We start from the raw sequence: 15,685 nt of genomic DNA on the forward strand, positions 1-15,685 counted from the left end.
GAGTAATCTCCCCTCTTGAGAAGACGATCACGAGGAGGACAAACTCCATGCTTTCCCGCCTCTTCGCCCCCAAGGCGAAGGTCTCCGCCCACTGCGATCTGCCGTGCGGCGTGTACGACCCTGCCCAGGCCCGCATCGAGGCCGAGTCCGTCAAGGCCGTTCAGGAGAAGTACCAGGCCAACGACGACGCCGACTTCCGCGCGCGCGCCATCACCATCAAGGAGCAGCGCGCCGAGCTCGCCAAGCACCACGTCTCGGTGCTGTGGAGCGACTACTTCAAGCCGCCGCACTTCGAGAAGTACCCGCAGCTGCACACCCTGGTCAACGACACCCTGAAGGCCCTCTCGGCCGCCAAGGCGTCGAACGACCCGGCGACCGGCGCGAAGGCCCTGGAGCTCATCGCCGAGATCGACCGCATCTTCTGGGAGACCAAGGCCGCCTGATCTGGGACGGTCGAGGGATCTCCTTGCGCTGCTGGTCAGAGCGCAAATGACAACGGCCCGACCGCTTCATGCGGCCGGGTCGTTGGGCACTCACGAGATCATTTGTGGGGGCGGGAGATGTGAGTTGATCATGCGGAAGCCGCCTGCTCCTTCCACGCCCCGGAGCCGGTGACCCGTCCTCTGCTCGACCGCGACCCTCGGGCGATCCTGCTCGTCGAGCCGCACCTTGTGGCCGTGCCGGAGGCCGTGAGGCGCCATCCCTTCGAGGTCCCCATCCCCCGGGAGCTCGATCTGGGCGCGTCGCCCTCGCCGCGACGGTTCGGCGTCCTGGCCGGCGTCGCCGGGGCGGTCACCGGTGCTCTGTCGCTGCTCGCGCGGTACCCCTCCCAGCAGCACATCGCCCCTCCCGCCAGCAAGGTGGGAGAGGGCGATTTTGTCGTGTACCGGTACCGTTCCGGTGTCGAGTCAGAACGGGAGCCAGTATGCACTCTCTACCTCACGACCACACCGGCGCGCGAATCAAGCGCCTGCGCCTGGAGCGCGGCCTCACCCAGAAGGCCCTCTCTGACCTTTCCCAGGTCTCCTACTCCACGCTGACGATGGCCGAGCAGGGCGTGAAGCCGGCCTCCCCCTACGTCATCGCCCAGCTGGCCCGTGCCCTCCGTATTAACGTCGCCACGATCACCGGCCAGCCCTACGTCAATGAGCTCCGCGAGGATCAACTGGACGTCCTCGTCCAGCCGATCCGCGAGGCCCTTGACGTCTACGATCTCGGGGCCGACCCCGAGATCACCCCTCGCGACCTCCAACTCCTCGCCGACGATGCCGAGGCCCTCCTGATCGCCGTCCGCGCCGGAGAGATCAAGCAGGCCGCAACGGATGTTCCCGGGCTCATTCAGGAGGTCACGACGGCCGCTCACTCGGCCCCCTCGCGCGAGCGCTGGCTCCTCCTGGCGAGCACCTACCGGTCCGCCTACGACGTATCCAGCAAGCTCGGATACGGCGATCTGGCGGCCATCGCGCTCTCCCGCATGGACTGGGCGGCCGAACGGGCCTCCAGCGCGGCCCTGGGTGGCATCTACAGGTACATGCGCGCCCTCACCTACCTTCGCGATGGCCAGTACCGCACGGGCCGGCGACTCACCGACCTCGGCCTGGGCATCCTGGAACAGGCAGACCCCGGGCACGAGCGCGAGGTCGTCACCGGCCAGCTCCACCTCGGCGCCGCCGTTATGGCCGGCCGCTCGAAGGACGCGGTGACCGCCGAGGAGCACCTGGCCGAGGCCGAACGGATCGCGGAGGCAACCGGCGAGGCCCCAAGGGTCCACTACCTGGCCTTCGGGCCCACCAACGTCCAGGTCCACCGGGTATCCGTCCTGGCTGAGCTTGACCAATACGACAAGGCAACCCGGACCGGACGTGGGCTGCAAATCCCCCGAGACTGGCCCAAGTCGAGAAAGTCGCACCACTTCGCCGAGCTCGCACGGGCGCAGCTGTGGACCGGTGACCTCGACGCCTCGTTCGGCAACTTGTTGCGGGCGCGCAAGGCCGCGCCGCAACAGGCGCGCTATCACCAGACGGTGAGGGACACGTACACCGGACTGGAGGCCGCCCGCCGACAGCTACCCGACTCATTCCTCTCGTACGGCAGCTGGCTGGGCGTGTAGCGGTCCGCCAACCCATGGCCCCGGCTATCACCAACTCGTGATAGCCGGCGCCTAGTTGTGCAATCACCCTGGTCACATCACCCGCTCGCGAAGGCAGGGAGTGACCACCCGTGACGCGCATGATGACCGACTGGCTGGCCGGCAGTTACGGCCAGCCCCAGCAGGTACGCGCCGAATGGCGCAATCGCGGAGTAGCCCTGATCCCCATCGGCCGCATCTTCGACGCCATCCGCCTGCCGGAGCCGGTCGTCTTCGCGGCCGTCTGCAACGAAGGGCACGACTACGCACACGCCGACGCCGCCCTCGACGAGAGCCTCGGCGGCCCCGTCATCCACGATGGCCACGGCCGCAACTACTACGCGATCGTCCCCGCCGGCACCGTAAGCGAGTGGCGCTTCACCGGCCTCGGCGTCGAGTGCCTCGGCCCCGGAACGCACTTCGGCGTCCCTGCGGTAGACGTTCAGGAGTATGACGCCACACACCCGATCTACTGGGCCACCCTCGGCGGAAGCTCCGGATTCTGCGCCCCGGCGTCCGTGGCCCTCCTCGTTCGCATCGGGGCGGCCCGTCTCGCAGAGGCCGAAGCGAGCCAGCAGGGCGCCGATGCGCGGACGCTACGAACCGAGCAGGTCCCCCAGTGACCGCCCCTAGGTGGAGCGCAAGGCCTTCGACCTCCACCAGGGCAACTCGCGCCGATCACGATCAAGTGCGGCGGCCCGATGGCCTACTGCCGGCTCTGCGGCTCCGGCTGGGCCGTTCACCACGACCCGAGTTCGTGCTGGCTGCGCAGCAGCTACTTTGACGGCCCGCACGTAGAGGCGACCACGGCCGCTCGGGTGCTTGAGCTGGCGCCCCTCCTGATGGCGGCACGCGCTCGCCTCAGTGTCATCGCCGACACCCTCTGACTTCCCGGTCCCGTCCGGGCCCGGGTTCATCTATCGATCGGAGTCCCATGTCCATCACGTCTCCCACACCCATCGTCCCGTGGGGAAGCAGCCGACTCGCCCCATACGCCGCCACCATGCAGCTCCCGCACGCCTCCGTCACGATCGACCCCAACACTCAGCTCGGCATCTTCCGCGACCGGCACGGCCGGGTGGTCGAGATGGGCAAGCACGGCACCAGCAGCGCCACGGGAACCACGACCTCGACCAGCCCCGACGGGGGGCAGGGTACCGGCGACCAGGGCAGCGACCAGGACAGCCAGCAGGACTAATGCCCACGACCGAGGAGAGGCCGGTTCTGGTGGCCACCGAGGCGGACGACGTCACCGCAGACATGGTCATCACCGAGCTCAACCGGCGAGGTGTGCCGGTAGTTCGGTTCAACCCCGCCGACATCGGCGACGGCCTGACGGTCTCGGCTCGGTACGGCATCCGCCCGGCCCAGGCGGCTGGGCGGATGCGCACCCCGTCGAGAGCCGCCCAACTGGATGACGTGCGAGCCGTGTACTGGCGGCGGCCAACATGGCCGGCCTTCCCACACCTGAGCTCCGACGACGCCCGGTTCGCCGCGGCACAGACGCGGTACGGACTCGGCGGCGTCCTACACGCCCTTGATGGCCCGCTGTGGGTGAATCACCCGCTGCGGAACGCCGAAGCCGACTACAAGCCCCACCAGCTGGCCCGCGCCCAGCGTCTCGGACTCGCCGTGCCAGCCACTCTCATCACCAACGATCTAGACGACGCGCGCGAGTTCGTCGCGGCTCACCCCGCAGTGATCCACAAGACGCTGCGGGCAACGTCCTACCAGCGAGACGGCGTCTCCGTGGTGTCGTGGGCGGAGCAGGTCACTGCGGACGAGATCGACGACCGTGTCCGAGTCGTCCCGCACCTCTTCCAGGTGCGTGTCGACAAGACATGTGACATCCGCGTCTTGATCGTGGGCCGCCGGGTCTACGCGGTACGCATCGAGTCCGATCTCCTGGACTGGCGGCGGGACTACTCTGCCCTGACGTACTCGGTCATCACCCTGCCTGCCGCGCTGGAAGCGGCCCTGCTCGCTTTCCTCGACGCTTTCGGACTTGCGTCTGGAAGCTTCGACCTCGCAGTCGACCGGGCCGGAAAGTGCTGGCTCCTGGAACTGAATCCCAACGGTCAATGGGGCTGGCTGGAGGAGCACACCGGCCTCCCCATGGCAGCCGCCTTCGCTGACCTGCTCACCCGAGGAGAAACCCGTTGATCGATACCGCCCCCCAGCGGCAGGCCCTCGCCGACCGGCTCGAAGCCGCGGGCGCCCTCCGGACACCGGCGTGGCGGAAGGCCGTCGAAGCGATCCCCCGCGAACTCTTTCTGAACCCCGGCGTCTTTCTGCCCGCCGGTAACGGGCTCTGGCGGCCGATGACCGCCGCCGACACGGACCCCGCGGAGTGGGCCAGGACCGCGTACGCCGACGAGTCCCTCGTCACGCAGCTCGACAATCAGCTCACCGCCGACCAGGCCCCGGGCCCGTTGCCAGGCATCCCGACCTCATCGTCCACGGCTCCGCAGCTGGTGCTGGAGATGATCGAGGAGCTGGAGGCCGAGGACGGGCACCGAGTGCTGGAGATCGGCACCGGGACCGGGTACTCCACGGCTCTGATGTGTCACCGTCTGGGCGAGGACAACGTCACCACGATCGAGGTCGACGCGGGAGTCGCCGCCCGAGCTGATGCGGCCCTGGAGAGCGCCGGCTTCTCCACCTGGACCGTCACGGGGGACGGGCTGCTCGGCCTGCCCCGCCGCGCCCCGTACGACAGGGTGATCGCCACATGCGGAGTCCGCCGCATCCCCTACACGTGGGTGCGCCAGACTCGCCCCGGCGGCGTCATCCTCGCCACCGTCGGGTCACTGGTCACCGGGACCGGCCTCGCCAAGGTCACCGTGCGCGAGGACGGGACGGCCGAGGGGCGGTTCGTCGCCCACACCAACTTCATGCAGGCGCGGTCCCAGGCCGTCACTCCTGTCGCCGGAGACCTCTCCTCCCGTGTGGCGTACCCCGACACCGAGCGGCGCGCCCTCGTACCCCCGACCGACCTCGACGAGCCGATGCAGGCCCTCCTGGTCCAGCTCGCAGCACCGACGGCCCAAGTCCTACGAGCCCGGGCCAGCGACGGCGGGACCCTCGTCTACCTCTTCGACCCCGACCGGGAGTCGTTCGCCGAGCTCGTGCAGAACGGCGGCGAGTGGCTCGTACGCCAGGGCGGCCCCGTCTCATTGTGGGACGACGTCGAGCACGCGCTCCTCGGATGGGCCGGCATCGGCCAGCCGGGCATTACCGAGGTTCGCCTCCGCGTCACCGAGCGCGCCCACACCTACTGGATCGACAATTCTCCGGCCCTGCGATGGGAGCACCCGCTCTGCTGAACGGCCTGGACTCCCTGCGTTCGCCTCAGGGCTTACCAGGACGCCCCGGCTGGCCTCCGGCCGGGGCCTCCCTGGCTCACCCGATGAGCGGATTCAAGCCTGGCTGCTCGAAGCTCGACAGAAGAACCCTCAAGTCCGGGTGCGTACCCGTCTTACTACGTGAGCGGGGAGCCGCGCGTCCCGCATTTGCCGCTCGTCGCGGGAAGCCCTGCAATCCGGTCATATGACGGACTCGGCGGAACGCCTGATCGACCATGCATCTCGCGGGGCATGACCACGGTCACCAGGGGGCGTCTCGGGAGCCCCGGGGCGTCTCGAAAGCACTGCCGCCACGTGCGCTGAGCGCCCCAGGAACACCGTTCGCCCATCCGACGCCGAAGGGGCCCGACCGTTAGACCGGTCGGGCCCCTTCGCCGTGGTCAGCCGCCGCGCGGCTCACACGTGAGCGCTGCTCACTCGTCGTCTTCGTCGTCCTCGTCGTCCAGCCGCGCCAGCCACGTGGCCAGGCGCTCTACCGGGACCTCGAAGTCCGGATTCAGGTCGACGAAGGTCCGCAATTGCTCGGCGAGCCACTCGAAGGTGACCTCCTCCTCGCCGCGCCGCTTTTCCAGCTCCTCGATGCCGCGATCGGTGAAGTACAAGTCGGGCTCCGTGCCGTGATGAAGGTGTGCATGGGGATGTTTCCCGCCAGGATAATCCGCATAGTCGGCTAGACCTCCCGCCCTCCTGGCCCCGCCGCTAGCCTGGAACGTCTCGAAGCTGAGGGGGCAGGGGATGCAGGACGGGCGCACGGGCGGCACCGCGCGCGCCTACGAGCTCCTCGAACCCCTCGTCCAGGCGGCGACCGTACGCGTCCATGCGGCGCCGGACGGGTATGGAACCCCTGGGACCGGACCCACCTGGGGGAGCGGTTTCTTTATCGCCCCCGGCTGGGTCCTGACGTGCGCGCACGTGGTGGGGGAAGGGGGTGCTGCGGTGCGTCTCGTGGGGCGTGAGCTCGGCATCACCTTCTCCTCCGGCAACAGCGCCACCGGGACCGCCACCGGCCGGGTGGAGTGCGTCCTGCCCGAGCGGCTGGAGGAGCGTCGCCCCGCCCGCCACGCCCTGTGGGACCTGCCCGACCTGGCGCTGGTCCGGGTCCTCTCCCCGATCTCGCACACCTGCGTCCGGCTCACCGACCGCGCCCGGCCGCGCCTGGACGAGGTCGCCTACTTCGGCTGCACCGAGGACCTCGGCGCCCCCGAGATCACCGGCCGCACCACCCGGCTGCGCGGCACCGCGGCGGGAGGGGCCGCCCTGCGCCTCGGCGACGACGACGAGATCGAGCCCGGCATGTCCGGCGGACCCGTCGTGGACCTCGCCCGCGGCGAGGTCGTCGGCGTCGTCAAGGCCCGTCGGCACACCGGGGGCGGCGGGCTCGCCGTGTCCGTCGTGCAGCTGCGCACCCTGCCGCTGGCCGCCACCGGCCAGATCGGGCTCTACCGCCGGGTCATGCAGGCCCACGACCTCTACCACTACGACCAGCACCTGAGCGATCTCTACAGCCGGCGCACCTGGACCGACGTCCACGACGAGCTCCCCACCCGCGACGACCCGTACGAGGAGCGCCGGCGGCTCACCCCCGCCGAGCGCACCACGCTGTGCGGGCTGCTCGCCGAACTGCCGCCGCCCGGTTCCTCGGAGACCGTACGCGCCCTGGTCGAGGCGGCGCGCGGCGAGGAGCCGGACCCCGGCCTGCCGGCGCCGCTGAGCTGGCGCGACGGACTCGGCATGCTGCACGACCCACCGGGCGGAGCCGGCGAGGCCGCGGCGATGCTCCGATACGCGACCGACGTCAGCGTGGTCGACCACCGCGAGCCGCCTTCCCCGGGCGCCGACGAGGAGCTGTGGGACTGGGTGCGGGCGACGGCCGAACGGCTGTGGCGACCCCTGCGGCGCGAGTTGGGCGAGCGGCACGAGCAGGGCCTCGCGGAGCGGGCCCGGCGTCGCCGCGTTCAGGCCGTACAGCCTTCGAACGGGCCCGGCCGGCCGGCCGACGGGCTGCTCCAGGGGCCGTCGGTGCTGCTGGAGGCATGGCCGCACGGCTGGGAACAGGTCTACGACTGGCGGGTCTCGGTGCTCGCCGGACCCGCCCATCCGGGGCGGGTGACCCCGGTGGACTCGGGGGTACGGGTCCCCCGGGCGCGTCTGGAGGAGATGCTGCGGGCCCCGCTCGCCGAGGCCTTCCGGCGCTGCGACACCCACGAGGCGGCGGCGCTCCTCGAAGTGGCCGTACTGCCCGAGCTGTTCGGACTGCCCGTGGACACCTGGACGGTGGCGGGCCGGATGCCGCTGGGCGTCCAGCGGCCGGTGGTGTTCCGCTACCCGGCCGGGAGCGAGGAGACCCTGACCGGCGAGGAGGCCGTCCACCGCCGGGCCGACCGCTGGGCGCGCGTCCAGGCCGGGCCGCTGCTGGACGAGCGGGCCGACTGCGCCCGGGGGCGGCCCAAGACCCCCGCGCCGGGTTGGTTGGACGGGCTGGCGGACAACACCGTGCCCGTGCACTGTCGGGCCGCCGACGAGGAGCCCACCCGAGGTTCCCTGCACGCGGTCCGCGATGCGGGGTACGGCGTGGCCGTCAGCCGTCGGCCCCCCGCCGATCCGGCGGCCCCGTGCGCGCCGTTCCACCGGGGGCTGCGCGAGGAACTGACCGAGGCAGGGCGGGGAGCGCTGCTACCGGTCCGGTTCCAGGCACTGCGGGCACGCGCGCACGAGGCCGACCCCGACGCGTACTGGGCGGACGGGACGGCCCTGGTATGGGACGACCCGTCCCGCGCACTGCCCGAAGACGAGCCGCTACAGGGCGACCTGTGACGGGCGGGAGGGGGAGGGAACGGCCGTGAACGAGGAATGGCTCATCTACCGCGGGGTCGGCGAACCCCACGACGGGATCGACGCCCTGCCCGACCCGCCTCCGTGGCGGGACTTCGACGGCGGGCCCGTGGGCGAGCCCGGGGGACCCGCGGCGGCGACCGACGGGAACGTCGCGCGGCGCCTCGGTGCGCACCGGCAGGCCGCCGAGCTGCACCGGCCCGAGCCCGAGGAGCTGGAGGCCATCAACGCGGCGCTGTACCTGCGACGGCCGCTCCTGGTGACCGGGTACCCCGGAACCGGGAAGTCCACCCTCGCGCACGCCGTGGCCCACGAGCTGAAGCTCGGCCGGGTACTGCGCTGGCCCGTGGTCTCCCGGACCGTGCTCCAGGAGGGCCTGTACCGCTACGACGCCATCGCCCGGCTCCAGGACGTACAGATCGCCGCGAGCGGCGGCGCCGTCGGCGGGGCGCCCGGCATCGGCAAGTACATCCGGCTCGGACCGCTGGGCACCGCCCTGCTGCCCACCGCACGGCCCCGCGTCCTGCTCATCGACGAGCTCGACAAGAGCGACATCGACCTGCCCAACGACCTGCTGAACGTCCTGGAGGAGGGCGAGTTCGCGCTGCCCGAACTGGAGCGGGTCGCCGACGCCGAGCCCGAGGTGCAGGTGCTCACCGACGACGGGGCGAAGGTGACCGTCCGGGGCGGCCGGGTGCGCTGCCGGGCCTTCCCCTTCATCATCCTGACCAGCAACGGCGAACGGGACTTCCCCGCCGCCCTGCTGCGCCGCTGCATCCAGCTCAAACTCGGTCAGCCCGGTGAGAAGCGGCTCGCCACCATGGTCCGCGCCCACCTCGGTGAGGAGGCCGCCCAGCTCGGGGCCGACCTGATCCGGGAGTTCCTCACCCGCTCGCAGTCCGAACTCGTCGCAGCCGATCAACTGCTCAACGCCATCTACCTCACCCACTACGCCGCCCCACCCACCCGGGAGGACCTCGCCGACCTGCTCATCCAGCGACTCGACCGTCCGAGGTGAGCGGCCGTGACCCCTGACCGGCCGCCCGCCGCGGTGGCCCTCCGCGAACTCGTCGGGCTGCTGCGCGCGGCCGGGCTCGACCCCACCGCCGAGGAACTCGCCGACGCACTGTGGCTGGCGGGACGCATCGGGGTGCCCGGAGCCCCCGCCCCGGAGCCGGATCGGCCTGCGCCGGTCCCGCAGCCGGAGACCGGTGGCAGCGCGCCGCCGCCCGAGGAGGAGACCGTACCGGCAGAGCCCGAGCCCGAGGACCCGGTCAGGCTCTACGCCTCCCGGGTCCGTGAGGCCGTGGCCGAGGAGGCGGCCGGCCTCCCGGGCGGGGCCGGAGTGCCCGTACGGGTGCCCGGGGCAGCCGCACTGCCCCGCATCCTGGAGATCCAACGGGCCCTGCGCGCCCTCCAGCGGCACCGTCCGCCCGGCCCGCCCACCCGCCTGGTGCTCGACGAGCCGGCCACCGCCGAGGCGAGCGCCCGGGCCCTCGGGCTGGTCATTCCGGTGATGCGACCGGAGAGCCGGCGCGAGGCGACCGTACGGCTGATGATGGACGCCTCGCCGTCGATGGCCGTGTGGAACGACCTGTTCGAGGAACTGCGCTCCGTGTGCGAGCGGTTGGGCGCATTCCGGGACGTCCAGGTGCACTACCTGCACCGGCTCGCCGACGGCCGGGCCGCCGTCGGCCGCGGGCCCGGACCCGACACCCGGCTGCGCTCCGGGGATCAGCTGCGGGACCCGAGCGGTCGGGCCCTGACCATGGTCGTCTCCGACTGCGCCGGGCCGCTGTGGCGGGAGGGCGAAGCCCAGCGGCTGCTGCACCGGTGGGCCGAGTGCACTCCGTGCGTCGTCGTCCAGCCGTTGCCGCAGCGGCTGTGGAACCGCAGCTGGCTGCCGACCGAGCGCGGGACCCTCGCCCGCGTCGAGGGCGGCACCGGGAAACTGCGGTTCCGCCCGGACCGGCCGGCTCGCCCCGGGCGACCCACCGGCGGGCTGACCGTCCCCGTCCTGCCGCCCAACGCGACCGCGCTCGGCGCATGGGCCCGCCTCGTCGCGGGGCTGGGCAGCGGGCCCGTGCCGGCCGAGGTGGGCCGGGTGCTGGCCGACCATCCCGCCGCGCCCGTCCCGCCGCCGCGCGCGGTCCGGCCGCCGCGCGAGCTGGTGCGCCGCTTCCGCTCCTCCGCCTCGCCCCGCGCCGTACAGCTCGCGGTGTACCTGTCGGCAGCCCCGCTGACCCTGCCCGTGATGCGGCTGGTGCAGCGCACGATGCTCCCCGACTCGGAGCCCTCGGACCTGGCGGAGGTGCTGCTGAGCGGGCTGCTGCGGCGCGGTCAGGCCCCCGGGCAGTGGTACGAGTTCGTACCCGGCGTGCAGGACGTGCTGCTGGGCCCGCTCGGTCGGGACGAGGCCGCGCTGGTGCTCAAGCACTGCTCGGAGTACGTGCTCGCCCACTTCGGGCCGGGCGTACGGAACTTCCCCGCGCTCGCCGTCTCCCAGCTGACCGGGGCGCCGGTGGTGGAGGAGAGCGGTGACGACCGGGTTCCCGCCGGACGGCTCCCGCAGGCCTTCGCGGAGGTTTCGGCCCGCGTCGTACGGCGCTACCTGCCCGGGCCTCCCGTCGAGGACCCGGCCGCCGCCGAGCCCGTCGCCCCCGCGCCCGGACGGGCCTGGGCGGTGCGCACGGCCCGCGATCGCCTCGCCACGCACGATCAGGACGGCGGCCAGCGCGGCCTGTACGAGGCCGTCGCCGTGCTGCGCCGGGCGGTGGCCGCCCCCGCCGCACCCGACGACCCGCCGGGCGAGGCCGAGTGCGAGCTGGCCGGCGTACTGCTGCGGCTGTGGAGCCGGCAGCGGGACCCGGAACTGCTGATGGAGGCAGAGCGGGCGCTGACGGGACTCGGCTCGCCGCCGGCGCGGGCCGTGCGCGGCCGGGTGCTGTACGAACGGGCCCTGGCGGCCGAGCCGGACGCGGAGCTCCTGGCCGCGGCGGAGCGGGAGTTCGCGGCCGTGGGAGCCGTCCCCGACCCGGACCTGGACCCGGGGCTGCGACGGGACTGTGTGCTGCGGCGGGCGCAGACCCTGGTGCGGCTCGGCGAGCTCCGCGAGGACACGGGGGCGCTGCGCGAGGCGCGGGCCGCGCTGGAGGCGGTGGTCGGCACACCGGCGCCCGACCCGGCGCTCAGGCAGGCACTCGGGCGGGTCCTGCTGGCCATGTTGTCCCGGACCCACGATCCTGCGCAGCGCACGGACCTGGCCGAGCAGGCAGCCGACCACCTGGCGGCGGGCCTGGCGGCGGGCCTGGCGGCGGCCCCGGCCGACGAACCGGGGGGCGCCGCGACCGCGCGGCTACGGGTGGAGCTGGCCACGGCCCTGCGGTACCTGCCGGGGCGGCTGGAGGAAGCGGCCGGAGAGCTGGACCTGGCCCTGGCCGAAGCCGCCGGTGACCCGGAACTGCTGCTGGCCGGGCTGGTGTGCCTGGCGCGCGTGCACCGGGCCCGGTACGTGCGGGACGCGGATCCGGCGGCCCTGGAGGACGCGGCGGAGGCGTACGGCAGAGCACGCAGGCTGATCCCCCGGGACGGGGAGGCCTACGGGGAACTGCTGCCCGAGTGGGGCGACGTACTCCTGGACCGTGCGCGGGCCGCGGACGGGCGGCGGTTCACCTCGGCGGCCGTACGGGTGCTGCGCGACAGCCGGGCGGCGGTGCCGCAGTCCGACCCCCGGTCGTCGCACCGGCTGCTGCGGCTCGCGGAGGGGTTGCGGCTGCGCCACGGGTACGAGGGGGACGTGGTGGACCTGCGGGAGGCGGAGTACCTGTTGGAGCTGGCCGTCCGGCAGAGCCGCGGCCCGTTGGAGCAGGCCCGCGTCTGGCGGGAGCACGGAGACGTACAGCAGGAGATCCACGCGCACACCCGGGCGTTGGACCGACTCGACCGGGCCGCGGATTCCTACCGGCGGGCCTGGCGGGCCGCGCTGACCGCAGACCGGGAGGAGCGGCGGGACATCGCGGTGGAACTGGGCGCGCGGGTACAGGAGTTGCGCGGGGAGGTGCTGGAGCGACTGGCGCGGCCGAGGGCGGCGCTGGACGCGTACCGTTCGGCGCTGGAGCTGTGGACCCGGCTGGGCGAGCCCGCCGCGGACCGGAAGGAAGCCGTGCGCTCGCGCGTCGCCACACTGGAAGCGGGGCTCTGATGCCGACCGCGGGCACCGGCCCCCGGCTGCGCACCCCGGACGCGGCGGTGGGCAGGCATGAAGAGCTCGGGCTTGGGAAAGAGGCAGTGGACCATGCGGCAGTGGGCCACGGGGCAGTGAGCCACGCGCCAGTGGGCCAGAAGTTAGTGAGCCACGAGGCAGTGGACCATCGGACATGCGACTCAACAGGGGGACGGGCAGCCCATGGTGACTCGGCAGCAGGAAGTGGAGACGGCGGCTTCCGCCTGTCCCACGCGGTTACCGGATCTTTCCGGGTTCGATCTGGCGGCGCTGCGCGGGATCGACCATCCCGTACTTGCCCGGGTCATCGAAGGCATGGTGGAGCGGGTGACCCACCCGGCCGAGATCCTCAACGCCTTCGACTCCGGAGTGGCCTGATGCGGAAGTGGCCCGATGCGCTCGCTCACGCAGCGCGTTCCCGGCGCCACGCAGAGCATCCACAGTTGTCCCGTTTCCGCCGTTAGCCGGCGCCGTCCGCAGGGCAGGGATGGGCAGTCCGCAGTGGGCGCCTCCGTGGGAGTACTCCCGGACGGAGTCCGGTGGGGGGACCTCCCGGTGGGAGCCGGGGGAGAGGTGGCCGGGGGAGGAAGGTGCAGGCAATGAGGCAGACGCACACGAGCGACGTCGTGCTGCCCGCCCATCGGATCCACGCACCGTGGCCGTACGCCCGGCTGGACGTGCCCGCGCTCCGTGCCGCGGGTCACCGGCCCCATCCCATACGGCAGTTCGTGTTCAAGACCCGCAGTCGCTGCAACCTCGCCTGCACCTACTGCTACGTGTACGAGATGGCCGACCAGGGCTGGCGCGACCAACCGGCCGCCATGTCCCCGGCCACCACCGCCCGCGCCGCCGCCCGCATCGCCGAGCACGCCGCCGCACACGACCTGTCCCGCGTCGACCTCGTCCTGCACGGCGGCGAACCGCTGCTCACCGCCCCGGCCGAACTCGCCGCTCCCGTCGAGGCCGTACGGGCCGCCCTGGGTCGGACGTCCCCCCGGACCCGGGTCACCGCCACCGTCCAGACCAACGGCACGCTGCTCACCCGCAGCCGGCTCGCCGCGCTCGCCGCCGCCGGGATACGCATCGGCGTCAGCCTCGACGGCGGGCTGCCCGCGCACAACGCGCGGCGCGTGGGCCACACCGGACGCCCCGGCTACGGCGCCGCCGCCCGCGGCCTGCGCCTCCTCGCCCGGCATCCCGAGAGCTACGCCGGGGTGCTGTGCGTCGTCGACCTCGCCCAGGACCCGGTGGAGACGTACGAGTCCCTGCTCGCCTTCGCCCCGCCGACGCTCGGCCTGCTGCTGCCGCTCGCCAACTGGAGCGCGCCGCCGCCCGGTCACCACCCGCCCGACAGTCCGTACGCCGACTGGCTCCTCGCCGTCTTCGAACGCTGGTGGCACGACGGGGTGCTGCGCACCCGGATCCGGATCTTCGAGGAAATCATCGCCCTGCTGCTCGGCCTGCCCGCCGCCACCGAGACCCTCGGCCTCGCCCCCGCCGCCACCGCCGTGATCGAGACCGACGGCGGCATCGAGCAGGCCGACTCGCTCAAATCCGCCTACGAAGGCGCCGCCACCACCGGAATGACCCTGGACACCCACAGCTTCGATGCGTTCCTCGACCACCCAGGGACCGCCGCCCGCCAGATCGGACGGGAGGCGCTCGCCGATGACTGCCGCTCCTGCGAGCTCGTCGCGGTCTGCGGCGGCGGGCACTACCCGCACCGCTACCGGGCCGGCGAGGGCTTCCGCCAGCCGTCCGTGTACTGCGCCGACCTCCAGGTCGTCATCCGGCACGTCGCCGCCGCGCTCCAGCGGGCCACGGCCACGGCCACGGCCGCCCGGCAGGCGGCGGCCTCATGAACGCCCCCCTGACCGGGTTCACCGTCACCTCGGCCACCCTGCGCGCCCTGGCCTCCACCGAGCCCTCCGAGGACGGAACGCGCCTGGTCCGCGACGTCCGCCGGTCCAAGCGACTGGTCCTGCTGCGCGGGGTGCTCGACGCCGCCCCCGGCGGGCGGGTCGGTGAGAGCGCCGACCACTGGGCGCTGCTGGAGGAGGCCGAACGGCACGCCCCCGACGCCGTGCGCGACGTCCTGCACTACCCGGCCACCGGGGTATGGGCCGAGGAGACCCTGCGTCGGCTGCACGCCCCGGACGGGCCCCCGCCCGACCTCGGCCACCTGGGAGCCCTCGCCGTCGCCGCGGCCCTGCGCTCCGGGGTCGCCTTCAAGACCACCCTGCGGCCCGTCCACGGCCGGCTCGTGCTGCCCACCCTCGGGCTGCTGCGCCCCGCCCGGCCCGGACCGCTCGCCCTCACCGAAGGCTCCTGGGACCCCGACGACCCCGCCACCCTCACCCTGCACGCGCTGCCCGGCGGCCGGACCGCCCTCGACGACCTCGACCCCTACCGGGCCCCCGGCCCCGCGCATCCCGCGCCCGTCCGCCCGGCCCGCAGGCTCACCCCCAAGGGGCACAAGCGCTGGGACACCCAGTGGGCCGGGGCGCTCACCCTGCTGGAGCGGTACGACACCGCCCGCGCCGAAGAGGTCGGCCGGCTGCTGCGCTCCGTCGTTCCGCTGGCCGGCGGCTCCCGCTCCAGCGGCGCCACCCTGCCCGCAGCCGCCGGGTCGGTGCTCGCCCGTACCCAGGCCCCGCCCGCGCTCGCCGCCACGCTCGTCCACGAGGTCCAGCACGGGAAGCTGACCGCCCTCGCGGACATCCTGACCCTGCACACCGCAGACCGCACGCCCCGGCACTGGGCTCCCTGGCGCAGCGACCCCCGTCCGTTGGAGGGGCTCCTGCACGGCGCGTACGCCCACCTGGCCCTGGCCGGGTACTGGCAGCGGGCCGCCCTCTACGGCGCCCGCGGCGCCTGGGCCCAGCACGCCCGGATCCGCGCGCAGGTCGCCGCCGTACTTCCGGCGCTCCACGCGCACCCACAACTCACCACCACAGGGCGGGAGTTCATCGCAGCCATGGCTGCCGCCGAGCGGGCCATGGACGACCTGCCGCCGCCGGGGGACCAGCATGCCGCCGCCCGCCGGGCCGTCGAGCACGAACGCCGCGCCTGGTGCGCGCAACACCCCGAACTCGCGTCGTTCGCACAGGGATGACGACCCGTCCGCTGCGGTAAGTT

General features: G+C 73.1%; 13 protein-coding genes. 12 read left to right on the forward strand and 1 reads right to left on the reverse strand.

The window, feature by feature from the left end:
* Window positions 1-47 precede the first annotated feature (47 nt).
* From sodN to tgmC, 6 genes are all read left to right on the forward strand, one after another.
* The gene (sodN, locus tag ABZZ20_RS05360; protein WP_030709803.1) at window positions 48-443 is read left to right on the forward strand and encodes a superoxide dismutase, Ni; all 396 of its coding nucleotides are present in this window, start codon (window positions 48-50) and stop codon (window positions 441-443) included.
* Window positions 444-925: 482 nt separating this feature from the next.
* A complete protein-coding gene (locus ABZZ20_RS05365) occupies window positions 926-2,110 on the forward strand; it encodes a helix-turn-helix domain-containing protein (protein WP_356866915.1) in 1,185 nt (394 codons plus the stop codon).
* Between the two features lie 110 nt (window positions 2,111-2,220).
* Window positions 2,221-2,751, forward strand: coding sequence for a hypothetical protein (locus tag ABZZ20_RS05370; RefSeq protein ID WP_356866917.1), 531 nt, complete (start codon window positions 2,221-2,223; stop codon window positions 2,749-2,751).
* A 311-nt stretch (window positions 2,752-3,062) separates the two neighbouring features.
* Entirely contained in the window at window positions 3,063-3,326 is a 264-nt protein-coding gene (gene tgmA, locus ABZZ20_RS05375; protein WP_356866919.1) for a putative ATP-grasp-modified RiPP, read from the forward strand.
* The gene (gene tgmB / locus ABZZ20_RS05380) at window positions 3,326-4,291 is read left to right on the forward strand and encodes an ATP-grasp ribosomal peptide maturase (protein ID WP_356866921.1); all 966 of its coding nucleotides are present in this window, start codon (window positions 3,326-3,328) and stop codon (window positions 4,289-4,291) included. Before tgmA ends, tgmB begins: the two co-directional genes overlap by 1 nt.
* Window positions 4,288-5,454: an ATP-grasp peptide maturase system methyltransferase gene (gene tgmC, locus ABZZ20_RS05385; protein WP_356866923.1), complete on the forward strand. Its 1,167-nt coding sequence runs from the start codon at window positions 4,288-4,290 to the stop codon at window positions 5,452-5,454. The genes tgmB and tgmC overlap by 4 nt, the downstream gene beginning before the upstream one ends.
* A 452-nt stretch (window positions 5,455-5,906) precedes the next feature.
* On the opposite strand, the gene ABZZ20_RS05390 is transcribed toward tgmC, so the two are convergent.
* Entirely contained in the window at window positions 5,907-6,095 is a 189-nt protein-coding gene (locus ABZZ20_RS05390; protein WP_030597201.1) for a DUF6104 family protein, read from the reverse strand.
* Window positions 6,096-6,228: 133 nt separating this feature from the next.
* Here ABZZ20_RS05390 and ABZZ20_RS05395 point away from each other — a divergent pair, with 133 nt between their 5' ends.
* The 6 genes from ABZZ20_RS05395 (at window position 6,229) to ABZZ20_RS05420 (ending at window position 15,662) form a co-directional block, all read left to right on the forward strand.
* Window positions 6,229-8,307, forward strand: a complete 2,079-nt coding sequence (locus ABZZ20_RS05395; RefSeq protein ID WP_356866925.1) for a trypsin-like peptidase domain-containing protein — start codon at window positions 6,229-6,231, stop codon at window positions 8,305-8,307.
* 25 nt (window positions 8,308-8,332) lie between these two features.
* Window positions 8,333-9,343 carry a MoxR family ATPase gene (locus ABZZ20_RS05400; RefSeq protein WP_356866927.1) on the forward strand — a complete coding sequence of 337 codons (1,011 nt, stop codon included), beginning with the start codon at window positions 8,333-8,335 and terminating at the stop codon, window positions 9,341-9,343.
* 6 nt (window positions 9,344-9,349) lie between these two features.
* A complete protein-coding gene (locus ABZZ20_RS05405) occupies window positions 9,350-12,526 on the forward strand; it encodes an SAV_2336 N-terminal domain-related protein (RefSeq protein ID WP_356866929.1) in 3,177 nt (1,058 codons plus the stop codon).
* Window positions 12,527-12,730: 204 nt separating this feature from the next.
* Window positions 12,731-12,925: an FxSxx-COOH cyclophane-containing RiPP peptide gene (gene fxsA / locus ABZZ20_RS05410; protein ID WP_356866931.1), complete on the forward strand. Its 195-nt coding sequence runs from the start codon at window positions 12,731-12,733 to the stop codon at window positions 12,923-12,925.
* Window positions 12,926-13,146: 221 nt separating this feature from the next.
* A complete protein-coding gene (locus ABZZ20_RS05415) occupies window positions 13,147-14,409 on the forward strand; it encodes an FxsB family cyclophane-forming radical SAM/SPASM peptide maturase (protein WP_356866933.1) in 1,263 nt (420 codons plus the stop codon).
* Window positions 14,406-15,662 (forward strand): HEXXH motif domain-containing protein, encoded by a 1,257-nt coding sequence (locus ABZZ20_RS05420; protein WP_356866935.1) that lies wholly within the window; start codon window positions 14,406-14,408, stop codon window positions 15,660-15,662. Before ABZZ20_RS05415 ends, ABZZ20_RS05420 begins: the two co-directional genes overlap by 4 nt.
* Window positions 15,663-15,685 lie beyond the last annotated feature (23 nt).

Source organism: Streptomyces sp. NPDC006430 (assembly GCF_040612395.1).
Classification (GTDB): Bacteria; Actinomycetota; Actinomycetes; order Streptomycetales; family Streptomycetaceae; genus Streptomyces.

Excerpts from the sequence above, each read along its gene's own strand:
- sodN (WP_030709803.1), top strand. The coding sequence starts at position 48 with ATGCTTTCCCGCCTCTTCGCCCCCAAGGCGAAGGTCTCCGCCCACTGC.
- ABZZ20_RS05365 (WP_356866915.1), top strand. The coding sequence starts at position 926 with ATGCACTCTCTACCTCACGACCACACCGGCGCGCGAATCAAGCGCCTG.
- tgmA (WP_356866919.1), top strand. The coding sequence starts at position 3,063 with ATGTCCATCACGTCTCCCACACCCATCGTCCCGTGGGGAAGCAGCCGA.
- tgmB (WP_356866921.1), top strand. The coding sequence starts at position 3,326 with ATGCCCACGACCGAGGAGAGGCCGGTTCTGGTGGCCACCGAGGCGGAC.
- ABZZ20_RS05395 (WP_356866925.1), top strand. The coding sequence starts at position 6,229 with ATGCAGGACGGGCGCACGGGCGGCACCGCGCGCGCCTACGAGCTCCTC.
- fxsA (WP_356866931.1), top strand. The coding sequence starts at position 12,731 with ATGGTGACTCGGCAGCAGGAAGTGGAGACGGCGGCTTCCGCCTGTCCC.
- ABZZ20_RS05415 (WP_356866933.1), top strand. The coding sequence starts at position 13,147 with ATGAGGCAGACGCACACGAGCGACGTCGTGCTGCCCGCCCATCGGATC.
- ABZZ20_RS05420 (WP_356866935.1), top strand. The coding sequence starts at position 14,406 with ATGAACGCCCCCCTGACCGGGTTCACCGTCACCTCGGCCACCCTGCGC.